Consider the following 17258-nt stretch of genomic DNA (forward strand, 5'->3'; position numbering starts at 1 on the left):
CACGTGGACCGCACCGATGCGGAGTGGCTGACCCACCTCATCAACTGCCACGACAAGGAGCTGATTGAGCTCAAGCGGCTGGACTCCTACTACGAGGGCGAGCAGCCCCTGTCGTACATGGCGCCGGAGCTGCTGCAGGAGCTCGACGAGCGGGTGCGCCAGGTCATCATCGAATGGCCTCGCCTCGTCGTCGACTCCGTTGAGGAGCGGCTCGACGTCGAGGGCTTCCGGTACGGGTCGCAGGCGGAGGCTGACGCTGAGCTGTGGCGGATCTGGCAGGCCAACGACATGGACGAGCAGTCCCAGATGGGCCACGTCGACGCGCTCGTCATGAGGCGCGCCTACGCGATCGTCGGGACGAATGAGGACGACGAGACGACGCCGATCATCACGGTGGAGTCACCGCTCGACTGCTACGCCGAGCGCGACCCGCGGACCCGGAAGGTCGCGGCCGCCGTCAAGCGGCTGACTGAAGAGACCAGCGATGGGAAGGTCGAGCGCGCCACGCTGTACCTGCCGAACTCCAACAAATGGTGGGTCAAGGTCGATGGCGACTGGGTGGAGGACCCCGAGCACCCGCCCGATGAGCACGAGCTTGGCGAGGTCCTGGTTGAGCCGATCGTGAACCGGCCCCGGCTGAAACGGCCGGGCGTCTCGGAGCTGAAGCCGATCATTCCGCTCTCGGACGCAGCCTGCAAGATCGCCACCGACATGATGGTCAGCGGCGAGTTCCACGCGATCCCCCGCCGCTACGCCATCGGCGTCGGCCCGGAGGACTTCGAGGACGAGAACGGCCGACCGATCAGCGCGTTGAAGCGGATCGCGGGCCGGATCTGGGCTATCGCGAAGAACAAGAAAGACGACGGGGTCGAGCTGGGCCAGTTCCCCGAGGCCAGCTTGAGTAACTTCCACGACACGTTGAAGCTGCTCGCGATGCTCGTGGCGTCTCTCGCTGGTCTGCCGTCAAGGTTCCTCGGCCACGCCACCGACAACCCCGCATCGGCGGATGCCATCCGGTCGGACGAGTCGCGGCTGGTGAAGCGGGCCGAGCGTAAGCAGCGGTCGTTCGGCGGGTCGTGGGAGCGGGTCATGCGCCTGGTGCTGCTGGTCCGTGACGGGGAGGTCGACCCGGACGCCCGGAGCCTGGAGGCGCTGTGGCGGGACGCGTCCACGCCGACGATCGCGCAGAAGGCCGACGCCGCGGTGAAGCTGTACACGGCGAAGATCCTGCCGCTGCGACAGACCCGCGAGGACCTCGGCTACACGCAGGTGCAGATCGAGCGGATGGAGCAGGAGGATGAGCGGGCGGCGCAGGACCTGTTCACCCGGATCATGGCCGGGGACGCGGCAGCGATGAGCGGTCCAAAGCCGCCCCGTGAGGACCAGGACCAGCCCGACGGTCAGCCGCAACCCGAACCGGTGGGATAGCCGGTGCCGTCCGTCGCACAGGTCACCGCCGACCACTACAAGGCCCAGCAGACCCTCGCCCGGCAGACCGTCGAGCAGGCCCAAACCCTGTGGGCGCGAGTCCAGCCGGCCGCCGTGGTGGACTCGTGGATCGCGCAGCTCGCCGAGATGATCCGCGTGCTCACACTCGGCCAGGCCGGCGCGGCCGCGATGGCACAGCCGTACGTCGAGGCGCTTGCCGCAGCCCAGGGCATCCCTTCGGCGGCCGGAGTGGTGAACGCGGCCGCGTTCGCTGGGATCGCGGCCGACGGCCGGGACCTGGCGGGCCTGCTGATGCAGCCGGCGCTGCGTACCCTCGGCGTGTTGGCCACCGGCGCCGACGACCAGACCGCGCTGCTGTCCGGGCTGGAGTCGCTGACGCGGATCGTCGACACGGAGATCTCCGACGCTTCCCGGGCCGCTGACCACGTCGGGATGGTCGCGAACCGGCGGTGGGTGACGTACGTCCGGCACGTCACGCTGCCCGCGTGCGGCCGGTGCATCATCCTCGCCGGACGCACCTACTCCTGGAGTCAGGGCTTCCAGCGTCACCCACGGTGCGACTGCACGATGGTGCCCCATCATGAGGGTGATACGCCGCCTCCGTCGCCGGAGGAACTGTTCGCCCAGATGAACGAGGACGAGCAGGCCAGGGCGTTCACTGTGAGCGGAGCTGAGGCGATCCGGCTCGGCGCCGACATGGGCCAGGTCGTCAACGCCCGCCGCGGCATGCAGACCATCGCCGGGGGTCGGCTCGTCACGACCGAGGGCACGACATCCCGCGGGTACGCCGGGAAGAAACTCGGCGACCTGCGGAAGGTCCGGGGTGAGCGGTACCGGCGGTCTCAGGTCGTGCGGCCGATGCCGGAGCAGCTGCTCGCGGACGCCCGCGACCGGGATGAGGCGATCCGCTTCCTCGAGCGTTTCGGCTACCTGGACCGCACGTCGGTCCGGCGAAGAGAGCGTGCAGGTGCCGCCGCGGTGTCGGCGGCCGCCGTACGGCGCGACGCCGAAGACGCTGCGCGGCGCCAGCGTGACGCCGAGGCCAACGCTCGACGGCAGGCGGAGGAGACCCGCAGGGCAGCCGAGCAGGCCAGGCGAGAGGCTGAGGAGAAGGCCCGCCGAGAAGCCGAAGAGAAGCGGGCAGCCGAGGATGCCGCGCGGCGCGCGGCGGAGGCGGCCAGGTGGTCGCCAGCGTCGACCATGACCCACGAGCAAGCCGCGGCGATGCAGCGCAGCATGCCCGCCTGGACACGGACCCAGCGTGACGCGCTGCAGGACTACACCGGCGGATGGGCAGGCCCGGTCAACGATGCCCTCCGTAAAGGCAAGCCGATCCCCGACAGGTTCGCCGACCTCCGCAACGCGGTCACCAACCTGGCGGCCGCGGTGCACCCGCTGCCCCGGCCGGTGACCGTCTACCGGTACGTCGCACCGGACGCCTTCGGACGCGGCCGGACACGGGCGGACAAGCTCGGCAACCTCGTCGGCCGCACCCTGCAGGACCGGGGCTTCATGTCAACGAGCCTGGCCAGGTCGGGCCACACTGACCCGGCCGGGCAGATGGCGCTCGGCGCCCGCCGCCAGGTGCTGATGGAGATCGACGTTCCCGCAGGCGCACGGGCCGCTTACATCGACGAAGTGTCGGTGCACCCGGGCCAGTGGGAGCTACTCCTCGGCCCGGGCACCAAATATGAGGTAGTCGAGGTCGTGCAGGATGGCGCGCATACAGTGGTCCGGGTGAGAGTGGTCCCATGACCGCTCCCTCGGTGAATGGGTTCGACGACGAACCCGAGCTGCTCGACGTCGCCGAGCATGGTGATGCGATAGACGATCCGGAGTACCGGGCGCTGCTCGGTCTCGACTAGCCGCCAGCGGCCGCCCACTGCGACAGCGCGGCCGCCATCACTGATCACACGACGGACAGGCCTGCCATCGGCAGGCCTTTTCCGCATGCACGCAGACCTCCCCGCGCCGCAAGGGCTCGGGGCCGATCCCGCAACGGGAGACCCATGAACACCGATCACTTCTGGCTGTTCGACCTCGCCCGTCACGACGATGACGGTGGTGAGGGGCAGCCGCCGGACGGCGACCCGGGCAACCCGGACGACCAGCCGGACACCGACCCCGACCCCGACCCCGACCCCGACGGCCCGCCGGACGGATCCGGCGATCTCGGCGACAAGGGCAAGCGGGCGCTCGACGCCATGAAGGCCGAGCGGAACGCCGCCCGGAAGGACGCCGCGGCCGCGAAGAGGCGTGCCGAGCAGGCCGAGGCGAAGGTCACCGAGTTCGAGGACCGGGACAAGACCGAGGCTGAGAAGCTCGCCCAGCGCGCTGAGCGGGCCGAGCAGGCCGCGAAGCAGGCGGTCGGCCGTGCGGTACGTGCCGAGGTCAAGGCCCTCGCCGCGGACGCGTTCGCTGACCCGGAGGACGCGCACGCGTTCCTCGACCTGTCCTCCTACGCCGGCGACGACGGCTCTGTCGACACCGACACCATCGCCGCTGATCTGGAGGCGCTGCTCGAGCGGAAGCCGCACCTGCGTAAGCAGACGGCGGCCCCGCCGAAGAAGCAGCCCCGGCCGGACCCGTCGCAGGGGCCCCGGAAGGACCCCGAGCCGGTCGACTACCGCAAGGCCGACCGGGAAACGTTCAGGGCCGCCGCCGCGAAGTACGGCATCCGCACCCGCTCGTGATCCACGTCCGTGCCCGCCTGGGCGCGGGCCTCACCTCGCTCGAGGTGACCGGGCACGAGGGCCACGTGCAGGACGGCCGTGTGTGCGCCGCGGTGTCGGCCATCACCCAGACCGCGCTGCTTGGGCTGCAGGAGATTGCCCGGCAGTACCCCGACCTCGTGTCCATCACGATCACTGAGGAGTAATCCATGCGTACCGCGACCGCCCGCTGGGCGTTCGACCTTGGCCGCCATGATGTGCGGTCCCAGCTCCCGGCCGCGATCCGGGAGGTCATGCAGAACGGCCTGCTGTACCAGGTTTTCGAGGACGCGCTCCTGCCGGAGTTCCTGTTCCCGATGATCGCGACGCCGCGGCCGTGGCGGTCCCGTCTCGGTGACACCGGTACCTTCACCCGGACCGGTCTGCTCGCGCCGAAAACCACGCCGATCACCGGTAGTGACCCGTCCACGCAGACCTACTCGATTGAGCAGTACAGCGTCGTCATGGACCAGTACGGCTCCGCGATCGACACCAACATGCTCAACTCGTCCATGACGCTGGCGAGCCAGTACATGGAGGACGTGCAGAAGCTCGCCATCAACGCGGGTCAGTCGCTGAACCGGATCGCCCGGGACAAGCTGTACACCGCCTACGCGGGTGGCCGTACGTGGTGCACCACCGCCGACGGCGCCGAAGACGACCCCGACACCTCCATCAAGGTGGCGTCGGTGACAGGGTTTGAGACCGTTCTGGTGAACGGCAAGCCGACCCCGGTCAGCGGCGCCAACGCGCTGGCCGTGACCATCGGTGGTGCGGCGAACACCGTCACCGGCGTCAACCCGGCCACGAAGACCCTCACCCTGGGGACGGCCCGCACCGACGCCAAGGGCGACGCGGTCGTGGCCGCCAACGCCCCGGTGAGTATCCGGAAGGGCACCAAGGCCACCGCCCACCACCTGGCCGCGGACGACAACGCCACGTTCAAGATGTTCCGCGGTGCCGTCGCCCGGCTGCGGAAGATGAACGTCCCGACGTTCGGGGGCTACTACACGGCGCACATCGACCCCGACACGGAAAACCAGCTGTTCGACGACGACGATTTCAAGCGGGCACTGGAGGGTCGGGTCGACTCGCCGATCTACCGGGACCTGTCGATCGGCCGTTTCGCCGGCATCGACTGGGTGCGGGACAACGAAACCCCGACCGTCATGGGCGGTTCGGCGGGGAACATCCCGGTCCACCAGCCGATCGTGTTCGGCGCCGAAGCGTTCATTAGCGCGCCGTTCGAGGGCATGGGGAACCTGCTCTCCGAGACCGACGTGTCGGACGTGCCGTCCATCCAGATGGTCGGCCCGGCCGACGGCGTGCAGGTCGCGATGATCACCCGGCCGCCGCAGGACCGGCTTCAGCAGGTCATCGGTTCCGCCTGGTCGTGGGTCGGCGACTTCGGTGTCCCGTCGGACGCCACGACCGGGGACGCGGCGCTGTACAAGCGGGCTGTGGTCCTGGAGCACGCCTAAATGCGCGCGATCGCGACGCAGGCGTTCAAGGCCTACTACAACATGCAGCCGCTCACCTTCGCCGCGGGTGAGGAGTTCGTCGGGGACGCCGCGGTGTACATGCTCCGCACCGGCGCTCCCGTCGAACCGGCCGACGATGAGGCCCGGCAGGTCCTCGCCGGGCACCAGGACGGCGAGCACCAGGAGGAGCCGACTCCCGATGAGCCTGGCGGGTCCGCCCCCGGCCCCGCGGAGGAGGAGGGCGACGACCCCGACGGTCAGGACCAGGGCGGCCCGCTCGACATCAACGGCACCATCAGCGAGATCCTCGCCTGGGTCGGCGTCGACGAGGACCGCGCCCTGGAGGCCCACGACGCCGAGCAGGCGAAGGCCAAGCCCCGCCCGACGCTGCTCTCCGCTCTCGACGCGATCCTCGACTGAGGGAGGTGGTCACCGTGTCGCTGCCTCCGCTCGCCACGGTGGCCCACCTGGAAGCCCACCTCGACCGTAGCCTGCCCGCTGCTCAGGCCGAGCTCGCGATCCGCCGGGCGTCCGCCCAGGTCCGTAAGTACACCCGGCAGACCATCACGCTGGTCGAGGACGACCAGGTCGAGGTGGCGGGAGGGGAACGCGTGCTACGGGTGCCGCAGCGGCCGCTCGTCGTCGACGCAGACCATCCGCTGACGGTGGTCGAACTCGGCGACTTCGGCGGACTGGACTACACCCTGGTCGAGGGCCGGGACTACGAGCGGCTCGGGAACGAGCTGACTCGCGGCTACCCGTACCATCCGCCGGGGCGGCTCATGGGCTGGCCCTGGGGCAGGGTCCGAGGGGTGTGGGCGCCCCGGGTGCGGCTCACCTACTCCCACGGCCACGCGGAGGTGCCTGACGACATCCTTGATGTCGTGCTGGACCTGGCGGCGATGACCGTGTCCAACCCGGAGAATTTGCGCGTCGAGCAGATCGAGGACTACTCCCGGACCTACTCGACGGAGACGATCGGCGGGGCGGCGTTGACCGCCGACCACAAGGAAGTGCTGCGGGCCTACCGTGGCGGCGTGTCCAGTGTGAGGCTGGCATGAGCGTTGAGGGGCTCGTCGCGGCAGGCCGCAGGGCCGCGCTGGCGCTGATGCGGGACACGTGCGTGATTGAACGAGCGTCTGGTGAACGGGTGTTCGACCCGTCCACGGGCCAGTACACGCAGGCATGGGAGACGGTCTACACCGGGCCCTGCCGGGTCAAGCAGACCGGCGGCACGGCCGAAACCCCGTACGGTGACGCCCAGTCCATCACGCTGCACCGGTACGAGGTGCGGCTGCCCTGGACGGCCGCACCCCAGGTGCAGCGAGAAGACCGGATGACCGTCACCACGTCCGATGACACCTGGCTGGTCGGCCGGCCGCTCGAGGTCGTCGACGTCGGCTTCGCCAGCACCGGCATGGCCCGCCGCCTGGTCGTCGAGGACAAGGCCTGAAAAGGGGGGTGACGTGGCGGACATTGAGCTGGACGGGTCCGGCCTGCTCGACATCGTCAAGGCGTTGGACGGGGCGGAGCGCCAGGCGGCGAACCGGGCGTACGAGGTCGTCGAGAAGCACGCCAAGGAGCTGCGGAACGAGTGGCGGGACAATGCCCGTGACACCGCCCGGCGGCACGGCCGGCACTACCCGAAGGCGATCACGGCCGAGCAGATCCCCGCGAAGGACGCGGTCGAGTGGGAGGTCGGTCCCGAGGAGATGCGGGAGCAGGGCGGCATGGGTCGCGGTTTCGAGTACGGCGGGCCGAGGCAACCGCCGCACTTGGACGGCGCCCGCGCGACGGTGAAGGTCGAACCTGGGTTCATCGCGGCGTTGGATGAGATCGCCCGGGATCTGCTGTGACCGAGCCGCTGGAATCGCTGCCGCTCGTCCAGGCGCTGCTCAAGATGCTCCAGGCCGCGCTCAGCCCGGGCTGCCCGGTCTACCTCGCGGGCGCGCCCCGGGACGCGCCTGAGAAGTACGCGGTGCTCTACCCCGACACCGGTGCCGAGTCGCAGGTGGATCGGACGCTGGCCGACACCGGCCCGAACGACCTGCGCTACCAGATCACCAGCGTCGGCGTGGGGCCCGAACAGGCGCTGTGGGTCGCTGACCGCACCAACGGCACGCTGCTCACCACCGCCCCCGTCGTGGCTGGGCGGCGGGTCCGCAAGGCCATACGGGAGGGATCCCAGCCCATGCGGCGCGACGACGACTCCACCGGCCTGTACTACGCGACCGCCCAGTACCTGACCCGGTCAGACCCCCTCTGACCCCTCATCGTCTCTGCCCGCCCTGGCGGGCTTTTCGGCATGCCTAGGAGGAGCCGATGGCAACCCGCACACCTCAGGCGATCACCGTGGGTGGCATCACACCCACCTACCACGCCGCTACCGCAGCCACCGGCGACAAGGTCAAGGCCGGCGACAGGACGTTCATCCACGTCCGGAACGGGGCCGGTGCGCCGGTCACCGTGACGTTCTCCGGCGTCGGCAAGACCTCCTACCAGGAGGACCTGCCCGACAAGGCCTACACGGTCGCCGCCAGCGGAGAGCTGCTCATCCCGGTGCTGCCCTCGCTCGGTGACTCCGAGGACGGGAGCCTGGCCACGTTCGTCTGCTCGGCGGCCGCGGACGTCACGTTCGCCGCGCTGCGGATCTGAGGCCGCTGATGCCGATCACACGGGTCCAGGTCCGCCACAAAGAAAGCGGCGCGACGGCGGAGATCTCGCCCGCAGCGCTGCGCTACTTCCCCGACTACGAACTCGTCGAGCCGGACGGCGCGCCAGCGCCCGCCGCCCCGGCAGGCGCTCCGCCGGAGCCCGCCCGGCCGTCCACCGCCCCGAGGCCGCGCCGCGCGGCCAACGCCGACAAGGAGTAACCCAATGGCAGACACCGAAGACCTGCTTGGCGATGGCTATTACAAGGTCGCGTGGTGCTTGAACATCGCCAACATCGCCGCGCCGACCGTGGACGAACTGAACGCGGGCGTCGAGCTGCAGAAGTACATCACCCGCGATGGGCTCAACATCACGTCGGACCAGGGCGAGGTGGACAACAGCTCGCTCGCGTCCACGGGCCCAACCGCGCGTGGAGGCTCCAGCACGTTCAACATCGAGCTGACATGCAAGATCAAGAAGAACCCCGCCGAGAACGTTGCGCAGAACACCCTGGTGAAGGGCCAGATGGGGTTCCTCGCCGTGCGGAGCAACCTGCCGCACACTGACGCCTGGGCGGAGGGGCAGAGGGTCAAGATCTACCCGGCAGAGTGCGGTCATCCCAATGAGCCGATCGCCGCCCCGAACGAGGTGCAGAAATTCGTCAGCAAGATCTTCAACCACAGCCCGGCTGACACCAACGCGGTAGTCGCCGCATGACGGACATCAACGACGTCATCGCCAACGCCAGACCGGCGACCAAAACGGTCCCGCTGTGCCTGGCCGGTGATCTGCAGGCCGAATGGGAAGACCTGGACCGGCAGCGCCGGGAACTGCTGGCCAAGCCCCGCGAAGACTCCCTCGCCAGCGACGGCGGGGAGCTCCGCGAGGTCGAGGAACTGATGGACGCCATCCGTGAGCAGATGGCCGAAAAGGTCGTGCCTTTCAAGATCCAGGGGCTACCAAAGCGGCCGTGGAAAGCGCTCGCCGACCAGCACCCGCCCCGCGAGGCCGATCGGGAAAACGGCCTGGACTACCACGCCGACACCTTCCCCCTGGCGGCGCTCGTCGCCTGCTGTATCGACCCGAAGATGACGCCCGAGCAGGCCGAACGGCTCGTCGACGAGGCCCTCACTCAGGGCCAGTGGGATGAGCTGTGGATGGCCATCATCAGCGTGAACAAGCTGAAGGTGAACGTCCCAAAATCCGTGAGCGGCTCCGCCTAGGCGGCCATGAGGAGATGGCCGTCGCCCGCGCTTACCAGATCCCACGATCCACGGTCCTGGGGCGGCCGGCGCGGGCACGCACCGTCTACTTCTACGACGAGGAGACCGGGCGCCTGTCCCACTCTGAGACGGTGTGGGAGCCCACGTGGGATGACGACGACGTGGACTGGGCGCTGGCCGACATGGCGAATCGCGCGGAGGCCTGCCATACCTGCGGGGAGCCCACGTCGGAGACGACCCGTCCGGAGGCGGAGGGCCGGTACGTGGCGGCCGCCGTGCGGTGTCACGCCTGCACCCCGTTGGAGAAGGAACGGGCGAAGTGGGCCCAGGCGCCTCCCGGGATGCTGTTCTCGGTACAGCGCCGCGAGTGAGTCAGTGCGTTAACGCCCCGCCGATCGCGCTGACTATCAAGATCACAACGATGGTGATGCCGATCGGCAAGATCACGTTCTTGAACGTCTTCTTGAACCCAGTGGCCCACTCATCGAAATCCCGGGGGTCGTCCGGCCCGCCCTGCATGTCCTCGATCCTGCGGAACATCCCTATGCCCTTTCCGTCGGTACTCCCGATCCACCCGTGATCGTGACACCGCCCGGTGCCGGGCGCCCGGCAATCGCCTGAATTGAGATGAATGGGCGGAGGTGAGCTGTGGCTGACCGCTCTGTCAGCATCTCCCTGCGTGCCCGTGTCGGCGACTACATCGCGGGCATGCGGCAGGCCAAGGGCGAGACCACGAATCTCGGCCGGCAGATGACCGAGACCGGCCACTCGGCCGACCGGATGCGTCAGCGCCTGGAGGCGGCTACCAAGGCGCTGCCGAAGATCAAGATTGACGCGGACTCGACTGAGGCGGAAAGGAAGTTCGCCGAGCTTCGCCGCGAGCTAGAGAGCTTGAGCGGCAAAAAGATCGGCATCGACGTCAGCAGCGAGGAGGCCCACGCGGAGATCCAGCGGATCGAGCGTGAGCTGCAGCAGCTGCAGATGACCGAGGTGGACGTCAACGTCCGCGCGGACATCGGGGAGGCCCTCGCCAAGCTCCGCACGGTTGACCATGAGGTGTCCAAGGTCAACGGCCGTACCGCCCGGGTGAACGTCGACGCCGACGTCGGCGGGGCACTCATGGGGATCGGCATGGTCGCCGGTGCGCTCGCATCCCTGCCCGCGGTCACCACGGTCGCGGTCGGCGTCGGCGCGCTCGGCGCCGCGTTCACCGCGGCGGGGGTCGGTGCGGCCGGGATGGCTGCCGTCGCCGTCCCGTCGCTGGGCCGGATCAACGAGGCGCTCAGGCAGCAGGAGACCGCGGCCGGGGGCGCGGGCGGGGCCGTCAAGTCGGCGGCTCAGTCTGCGGCCGAGGCAGCGCAGCGGTCGCTGCAGCTGGAGCAGGCTGAGCGGCGTGTCACCGACGCGAAGAAGACGGCTAAGCAGGCCGAGCAGGACCTGACGCAGGCCCGCCGCGATGCCCGGCAGGCGGCCGAGGAACTCACCCGTGCGGTGCGGGACCAGGCCCTCAGCGAGGAAGACGCCGCGCTGTCCGTGCGGGAAGCCGAGGCACGGCTGGCCGAGGTCATGGCCGACCCGGAGTCGACCGGACTGCAGCGGGAGCGGGCTGAGCTGTCCTACCGGCAGGCCCTGGCACGGCTGGACAACGAGACGGTCCGCACGAAGGAGCTCGCCGCAGAGAAGCGGAAAAGCGACAAAGCCGGGGTCGAGGGGTCGGACCAGGTCCGCGCGGCGAAGGACAAGCTGAAGAAGGCCAACGACGACCTCAAGATCGCCGAGCAGCAGCTCAAGGTCCTGCAACTGCAGCAGAAGGCCGCGATGCAGCAGACCGGCGGCGCGGCCGGCGGGGCCGCCAGCAAGATGGCTGAGCTGACCAAGGCCGAGCAGCAGCTGGCCAAGGAACTCAAGATCTTCAAGGACGAGTACGAGGACTGGCAGAAGAGCCTGCAGGGGGACGTGTTTCCGGCGATCTCCGGTGGCCTGGATTTGGTGCGGGCTGCCCTGCCGAAGATCTCACCTCTGGTGAAGACCGCCTCCAAGAGCTTCGTCGACCTGGAGAAGGACGCTAAGGCCGCCCTTGAGGGCCCGTTCTGGACGCAGTTCCTGTTCAACCTGAACACTCACATGCCCACGGCAGTTGAGGGGCTTGGGCATATTTTCGGGAACACTTTCCATGGCATGGCTGGTGTGCTGGACGCATTCTTGCCGCACACCGACAGTGTGATCTCCTCGCTTGAGACCGGAACCAAGCGGTTCGCCGACTGGGGCGAGCAGCTGAAAAACAATCCCGGCTTCAAGGCGTTTGTGGAGTACGCGAAGGAGAACGCCCCCAAGGTTGGTGAGCTACTCGGCAACGTTGCGACCGCCGTAGGGAACATCCTCACTGCCGGGGCTGATGCGGGTAGCACGACCTTGGACATCCTGATCGATATCTCCGCCAAGCTGCGCGATCTCAGCCCCGAGCAGATCCAGGCGATCGCCCTCGGTATCGCCGCGGTCATGGCCGCGGCCAAGCTCGGCGCCACCCTCAAGCTCGGCGCGTTCGCCCTGCTGGCGGACCTGCTGAGCGATATGAGCCCGGGGCAGATCAAGGCACTTGCCCTGGCCATCGGCGCCGTCTTCCTGGCCGTGAAGGGCTACCAGGCGATCAGCGGCGCCGCAGACATGCTGAAAACGTTCCGCGGTCGCATCTCCGACGTCGGCGAGGCTGCGTCCGGCGCCAAGGGCAAGCTCGCGACTTTCGGCAAGGTCGCTGCTGGGCTGACCATCGCTGCTGTCGGACTGGATGCGATCGGCTCCGGCATCAATGCGCTGAAGGGGCAGTCCCAGGGGATCGACAAGCTCACTCGGGCGATGCAGGAACTGGGGGATACAGGCAAGTTCACCGGCGACCTGATGTCCCAGTGGCCTGAGAGCACCTGGCACGGGTTTGAAACCTCGATGGAGAATTTTGCTGACGGTGTCCGTGAAACTCTCACCCCGACGTTTTGGGAAAAGTACCTGCACCACCCTGTCTCGGAGTTCGCCGCGATTCTGCCGGGGATCGACAGCACCATTGACCGGCTGGAGCAGAAGTTCTCCGACATGGACACCGTGCTGGCGAACATGGTCGAGTCGGGCAATGGCGAGAAGGCAGCGAAGGCGTTCGAAGAGCTTGCCCGCCAGGCGAAGGAAGCAGGAGTCCCAGCGGACCAGCTGAAGACGCTATTCCCGGAGTACACGCTGGCCGTCGGCCAGGCAGAGCGAGCCACTGCTGACGCGGCAAAGGCGATCGGCGACGCGAAGACCAAGTTGGATGATTTCAAATCGTCGATGTCGGAGTTCACCAGTCGTACGGACTTCGCCAGCGCGGTGGAAACCCTGAAGGGCAAGTACGTCGACATGCGGAAAGCCCTGCAGGACGCGAACGGCACCCTGGACATCAGCAAGGCGAAAACCGACGAGCAGCGGAACGCGGTCATCACCGCCCGAGAAAAATTCGGCGATCTGATCGGAAGTGTCCGCGAGCTGGCCGACAAGCAGAAAGATCTCGGCGGGACGGCCGAGGATGTCAGGGGGGCGGTCCTGGACCAGGTCGGCGCCCTGCTCAAATTGGCGGGAAAGTCCAAGGACGCCAAAGATCTTGTGTATGACCTGGCCCGGAATTTCGGGATCACCAAGACGGAGGCGGACAAGGCCAAGGGCGGCGTCAAGGACGTCAAGGAAGCCCTGGACAAGCTCCGGAACAAGCAGGTCAAGGTCACGGCCGACACGAGCCAGGCTGAGAACGCGATCAAGACGTTGATCAACAAGTACAACGGCTACAAGATCGTCACACAGGTCGACACGAAAACCGGCCGCTCCACCACCTCCTACATCAAGGAGGAAGCCGGCGGGGTCTTGGCCTACGCCGCCGGTGGGATCGAGGCGTACGCCACCGGCGGACGCCGCTCAACCCCGCCGCAGGTCGCCGCCAACCCGACGATCCTGTTCGGCGAAGGCAAAGGCAGGGAGTATTTCATCCCGACCGACCCCACCTACCGCTCCCGCGCGGTGACGTTCCTGGAGCAGGCGGCCGGCGAGTTCGGCATGCAGGTCGTGCCCGTCCTCGACAGACTGGCCTCCCGGGCCACCGTCCCCACCGTCACCGCCGATGGCGGGCGTGGCGAGGTCATGGTGAGTCTGGACAACCTCGAGCCGCTGTCTCGGGGCGTGGATGACACGGGCCGGGTGGTGTCTCGGGCGGTGACGGATGCCGCGGCTGAGACGGCGGGCGCGGCCGACCAGCTCGCCGGGACTGTGGGTGGTGCGCTCGATGGCCTGTCCGGGCCGATCGGTGCCCTGTCCGGGTCGATCGACCGGCTGGCGTCGTCGGTGGACCGGCTCGCAGGATCAGCGGCTGGGGCGGGGCCAGGCTCGTCGACGCCCTCGAGCGGGCCGATGTCGACGGCGACGGCGGCGAAGGTCGGGAAGGCGATGGCGGCGAACGCGAAGAAGCTCCTGCCGACGCCGCGGCCGAAGGGCGGGCTGATCGAGGGGTCCGGCCCGGACGCCGCACCCGCACCGGTGATGGTGACGCTGCAGCCGATGGCTGATGGCGGGCTGGTCACGTCCCCGACGATCCTGGCTGGTGAGGCCGGGGCGGAGATGGTCATCCCGTTGGAGCGGCGTGCTCGTGGGGCCGAGCTGCTCGGGCAGGCGGCATCCCGGCTGGGGTACACGGTGCTGCCGTCCCGGTCGCTGACGGAGCCCCGGTATGTGACGGGCGGCGGGGGCGGTGGCCAGGCGGCGGCGCTGGAGGAGCGGTTCATCCGCCGCTTGGAGACGCTCGTGGAGCGGATGACGGGCGGGGCCCCAGGGCCGTCTGGTGGTGTGACGGTGAATATGCCGGACGCGGTGATCCGCGAGGAGGCCGACGTCTACAGGATCGGCGCGGAGTTCGGGTTCAACCTCCGCGACCGCGGCTGACGACACTCCCCCCTTTTCCTACTCGTGAGAGGTGGTTTCAGCATGCCCAGATTCGATCCCGACTCCGGGATCACGTACGGCGAGTACCTGCGGCGCAAGGGCATCCAGGTCAAGGGCGACAGGAGTGTGCCGCGCCGCCGGGAGACCCGCGATCAGGACGGCCGCCTGGTCCGTGAGGTGGCGGAGATGACCGACTCCGGCGCTGTCAGCATCGTCCGGAACCGCACCTCGGCGCGGGGTGAGCACCAGGACGTCCACATGCACATGCCGACCCTGCGCGGCGGCGCAGGGGTCCTGACGCCGGGGGTGCAGACCCGGTGAGCGCACGCATGGAGGCGATCCGCCGCCGGGCCGAGGTGGAGATTCTCGAGCTGTGCGCGGACCAGCAGGAGCGCCTGGCCGAGGCCAAGCAGGCGTTCGACGCCGACCCCAGCCCGGAGACGCTGGCCGCGAAGAAGCAGGCGATGGCGGAGATGCGTTCGTTCCGGGCGTGGCTGCGCTCGGCTGGGCGGCCGGTCATCTCCGACGGCGGGGGTGACGCGGTGGTGCAGTCGCAGACGGTCGAGGAGCGTCCGGCGGGCCGCGCGAGGAGGGGTGCCTGATGGCGTGGAGCAAGTCCGGGCTGATGTATCAGGCCCAGATAGACCAGTGGGACCCGTCGAGTCTCGGCTTGGATTTGACGGCCGAGGATTGGAAGTGCCCGTTTTTCGGCTCGGCGGTGACGCCGGATTTCACGGCCGATCTGGGGTATGGCACCGCACCGTGGGATGCCGGGGAGGCGGCGGGTGCGGGGTACACGGCTGGTGGGCCTCTGCTGTCGAGTACGACGCTGGCGATCGTCGGCAATCAAATGGTTTGGGACGCTGACAATGTCGAGCTGACCGCCAGCACGATTCAGGCTGAGGGCGCGCTCCTGTACTCACCGCCCAAGGGGGGTCGTGCGCTCGCGGCGGTGTGGTTCGGCGCGCCGAGGGAGACGCAGGACGGCACGTTTTTGATCACGTGGGCTAGCGGGGGTATCGCCGCTTTCACCATCCCCTGATCGAGCTGGAGGGCGGTGAGTCGTGGTGTTCACCCTGAAAAACAATTTCAACGGCGGCAGCGACGGCACCAAGATCACCGCTGCCAACTCGGGCGGGGACAGCGGGGACGCCTTCCAAACCGCCAGCAGCACCAACTACACCAGCGCCAACGCGACCGGCATGAGGGCCCCGCTAGTTGCGGTGTTCCCCGACGACAACGGCACCCTGGCGTGGACGGGGCTCACCCTGGCGGCACGCACCCTCTACGTGCGGATCTACTGCTACCTCACCGAGCTGCCATCGAACGCTGTGGTGCAGATCGACGCCGGCTCCGGATCGACTGTCGCCACAATCAGATTCAACTCGAACGGCACGGTCCGGCTGGTAAACCGGTCCGGCGTGTCGCTGGCGACGACGACCAGCCCGGTCTCGACCGGACAGTGGGTGCGGATCGAGGCGAAAATCGTCGTCGGCACATCCGCATCTAACGGGTCGTGTGAGCTGCGCCTGTACCTCAACCCGGACTCCGGCATTCCAACGGACGCCGTCCCGGCGTCTGGCGTGGACCTGGGGACGACGCTCCCGGCCCGGGTGATGTTCTTCAACCCCGGCTTCTCGGCGTTCTATATGGACGACGTCGCCGTTTCTGACGTCGATTGGATCGGGACCGACCAGCTCGATGCCGAGGCCACCCCCGACACCCTCACCGCCGTGTGGGACATGCCCGCCCCCGCCATCGTCCTCGGTGCCGGAGCCAAGCCCGACACCCTCACCGGCGCGTGGACGCTGCCCGCACCGGAGATCACCACCGCTGACGGGCTCGTCGCGATCAACCCCGACCCCCTCGCCGGCGTGTGGGTAATGCCCGCCCCCGCCGTGGCGGCGTTCAAAAACGCGCTCGTCAGCGTCGAGACGATCACCGGCCGGTGGGACGTACACGACCCCACCGCCGGAGTACCGATCAACCCCGGCGACCAAATCACCGGCAAAGGGCAGGTCGAATGGAACGGCTTCGTCTTCGCCGCGAACACCACCTACATCCCCCAGAAGCTAGACGGCTGGATCACCGACATGCCCGGCCTGGACTCCGGCAACGTCCCCCAACCCGGACGGCACGGCTCCTACCCCGGCCGGAAACTCGCCCAAGAACGGCACGTCACCCTATCCGGGCTGATCATCACCGATCCGGAGGAGATCGAGCAGGCGATCGAGGCGCTCATCCAGGAGACCCGCGTCCTCGAAGACGACACCGAACTACCGCTGGCGATCCGGCTGATCAACCGCGTGTACGTCGGCTACGGGTCCGTGACCCGCCGATCCATCCCACCCGACAAGATCGGCATCGGCCAGGCGCAGTACACCCTGCAGTGGACCCTCAGTGATCCGGTGCTCCTCAGCAGGGAGCTGAACTCGGCGGTCATCGTCGACCGCACCAGCCAGACGTTGATCAACGCAGGCAACGCGGCGACCTACCCGCTGATCCGCATGCCCGGACCGGCCGCAAACCCGGCCATCGAAATCAAACCCGCCGGAGGCCAAGAGCGGCTCCTCGAGTTCAACCTCGAAGTGCCCGCCGGACAGACACTGATCATCGACGCCTACTACGGCACCGTCCGCCTCGGCGGAGACGACCAGATCGGCTCCCTGTCCGACGCGTCCACCGCGATCACGGACCTGGTCCTGCCCGCTGGCCCGTCCCTCGTGACCTATGACGGCGGCGGCAGCGCACCCGCCGCGACGGTGCTGTGGCGGCACGCCTACCTGTGAGGGGGT

The 17258-nt window shown here is 68.5% G+C and carries 21 protein-coding genes; 20 read left to right on the top strand and 1 reads right to left on the bottom strand.

Annotation, left to right across the window (positions count from 1 at the left end; genetic code table 11):
• Window positions 1-3 precede the first annotated feature (3 nt).
• From Mth01_RS12870 to Mth01_RS12940, 15 genes are all read left to right on the top strand, one after another.
• Complete coding sequence (locus Mth01_RS12870) at window positions 4-1428, top strand: phage portal protein (protein WP_204016052.1); 1425 nt, start codon at window positions 4-6, stop codon at window positions 1426-1428.
• A gap of 3 nt (window positions 1429-1431) precedes the next feature.
• Window positions 1432-3204 carry a VG15 protein gene (locus Mth01_RS12875; RefSeq protein WP_204016053.1) on the top strand — a complete coding sequence of 591 codons (1773 nt, stop codon included), beginning with the start codon at window positions 1432-1434 and terminating at the stop codon, window positions 3202-3204.
• 254 nt (window positions 3205-3458) lie between these two features.
• Window positions 3459-4142 (top strand): hypothetical protein, encoded by a 684-nt coding sequence (locus Mth01_RS12880; RefSeq protein WP_204016054.1) that lies wholly within the window; start codon window positions 3459-3461, stop codon window positions 4140-4142.
• Window positions 4139-4327: a ribosomal-processing cysteine protease Prp gene (locus Mth01_RS12885; protein WP_204016055.1), complete on the top strand. Its 189-nt coding sequence runs from the start codon at window positions 4139-4141 to the stop codon at window positions 4325-4327. The genes Mth01_RS12880 and Mth01_RS12885 overlap by 4 nt, the downstream gene beginning before the upstream one ends.
• 3 nt (window positions 4328-4330) lie before the next feature.
• Window positions 4331-5641 carry a hypothetical protein gene (locus Mth01_RS12890; RefSeq protein ID WP_204016056.1) on the top strand — a complete coding sequence of 437 codons (1311 nt, stop codon included), beginning with the start codon at window positions 4331-4333 and terminating at the stop codon, window positions 5639-5641.
• Complete coding sequence (locus Mth01_RS12895) at window positions 5642-6061, top strand: hypothetical protein (RefSeq protein ID WP_204016057.1); 420 nt, start codon at window positions 5642-5644, stop codon at window positions 6059-6061.
• A gap of 14 nt (window positions 6062-6075) precedes the next feature.
• On the top strand, window positions 6076-6702 hold the full coding sequence (locus Mth01_RS12900; RefSeq protein ID WP_204016058.1) for a hypothetical protein: 627 nt from the start codon (window positions 6076-6078) through the stop codon (window positions 6700-6702).
• Complete coding sequence (locus tag Mth01_RS12905) at window positions 6699-7094, top strand: DUF6093 family protein (protein WP_204016059.1); 396 nt, start codon at window positions 6699-6701, stop codon at window positions 7092-7094. The genes Mth01_RS12900 and Mth01_RS12905 overlap by 4 nt, the downstream gene beginning before the upstream one ends.
• A gap of 13 nt (window positions 7095-7107) precedes the next feature.
• The gene (locus tag Mth01_RS12910) at window positions 7108-7497 is read left to right on the top strand and encodes a hypothetical protein (RefSeq protein ID WP_204016060.1); all 390 of its coding nucleotides are present in this window, start codon (window positions 7108-7110) and stop codon (window positions 7495-7497) included.
• Complete coding sequence (locus tag Mth01_RS12915; protein WP_204016061.1) at window positions 7494-7907, top strand: hypothetical protein; 414 nt, start codon at window positions 7494-7496, stop codon at window positions 7905-7907. Before Mth01_RS12910 ends, Mth01_RS12915 begins: the two co-directional genes overlap by 4 nt.
• A gap of 56 nt (window positions 7908-7963) precedes the next feature.
• Window positions 7964-8296: a hypothetical protein gene (locus tag Mth01_RS12920; RefSeq protein WP_204016062.1), complete on the top strand. Its 333-nt coding sequence runs from the start codon at window positions 7964-7966 to the stop codon at window positions 8294-8296.
• A gap of 8 nt (window positions 8297-8304) precedes the next feature.
• Window positions 8305-8514 carry a hypothetical protein gene (locus tag Mth01_RS12925; RefSeq protein ID WP_204016063.1) on the top strand — a complete coding sequence of 70 codons (210 nt, stop codon included), beginning with the start codon at window positions 8305-8307 and terminating at the stop codon, window positions 8512-8514.
• A 4-nt stretch (window positions 8515-8518) separates the two neighbouring features.
• Complete coding sequence (locus tag Mth01_RS12930; RefSeq protein WP_204016064.1) at window positions 8519-9010, top strand: phage tail tube protein; 492 nt, start codon at window positions 8519-8521, stop codon at window positions 9008-9010.
• On the top strand, window positions 9007-9516 hold the full coding sequence (locus tag Mth01_RS12935; protein WP_204016065.1) for a hypothetical protein: 510 nt from the start codon (window positions 9007-9009) through the stop codon (window positions 9514-9516). The genes Mth01_RS12930 and Mth01_RS12935 overlap by 4 nt, the downstream gene beginning before the upstream one ends.
• Before the next feature lie 14 nt (window positions 9517-9530).
• Entirely contained in the window at window positions 9531-9887 is a 357-nt protein-coding gene (locus Mth01_RS12940; RefSeq protein ID WP_204016066.1) for a hypothetical protein, read from the top strand.
• 1 nt (window position 9888) lies between these two features.
• Here the strand turns inward: Mth01_RS12940 and Mth01_RS12945 are convergent, their stop codons facing one another.
• A complete protein-coding gene (locus Mth01_RS12945) occupies window positions 9889-10284 on the bottom strand; it encodes a hypothetical protein (protein ID WP_204016067.1) in 396 nt (131 codons plus the stop codon).
• Between Mth01_RS12945 and Mth01_RS12950 the strand changes: the two genes are divergently transcribed.
• From Mth01_RS12950 to Mth01_RS12970, 5 genes are read left to right on the top strand one after another with little or no spacing between them, the layout of a single operon-like run.
• Window positions 10267-14463, top strand: a complete 4197-nt coding sequence (locus Mth01_RS12950; RefSeq protein WP_204016068.1) for a coiled-coil domain-containing protein — start codon at window positions 10267-10269, stop codon at window positions 14461-14463. The genes Mth01_RS12945 and Mth01_RS12950 overlap by 18 nt on opposite strands.
• 42 nt (window positions 14464-14505) lie before the next feature.
• Window positions 14506-14784 (top strand): hypothetical protein, encoded by a 279-nt coding sequence (locus tag Mth01_RS12955; protein ID WP_204016069.1) that lies wholly within the window; start codon window positions 14506-14508, stop codon window positions 14782-14784.
• Window positions 14781-15065 carry a hypothetical protein gene (locus tag Mth01_RS12960; protein WP_204016070.1) on the top strand — a complete coding sequence of 95 codons (285 nt, stop codon included), beginning with the start codon at window positions 14781-14783 and terminating at the stop codon, window positions 15063-15065. Before Mth01_RS12955 ends, Mth01_RS12960 begins: the two co-directional genes overlap by 4 nt.
• Window positions 15065-15505 (top strand): hypothetical protein, encoded by a 441-nt coding sequence (locus Mth01_RS12965; protein ID WP_204016071.1) that lies wholly within the window; start codon window positions 15065-15067, stop codon window positions 15503-15505. The genes Mth01_RS12960 and Mth01_RS12965 overlap by 1 nt, the downstream gene beginning before the upstream one ends.
• Window positions 15506-15530: 25 nt before the next feature.
• Complete coding sequence (locus Mth01_RS12970; RefSeq protein ID WP_204016072.1) at window positions 15531-17252, top strand: phage tail family protein; 1722 nt, start codon at window positions 15531-15533, stop codon at window positions 17250-17252.
• The last annotated feature ends 6 nt before the right edge of the window (window positions 17253-17258 follow it).

Source organism: Sphaerimonospora thailandensis (assembly GCF_016863115.1).
Taxonomy (GTDB): Bacteria; Actinomycetota; Actinomycetes; order Streptosporangiales; family Streptosporangiaceae; genus Sphaerimonospora; species Sphaerimonospora cavernae.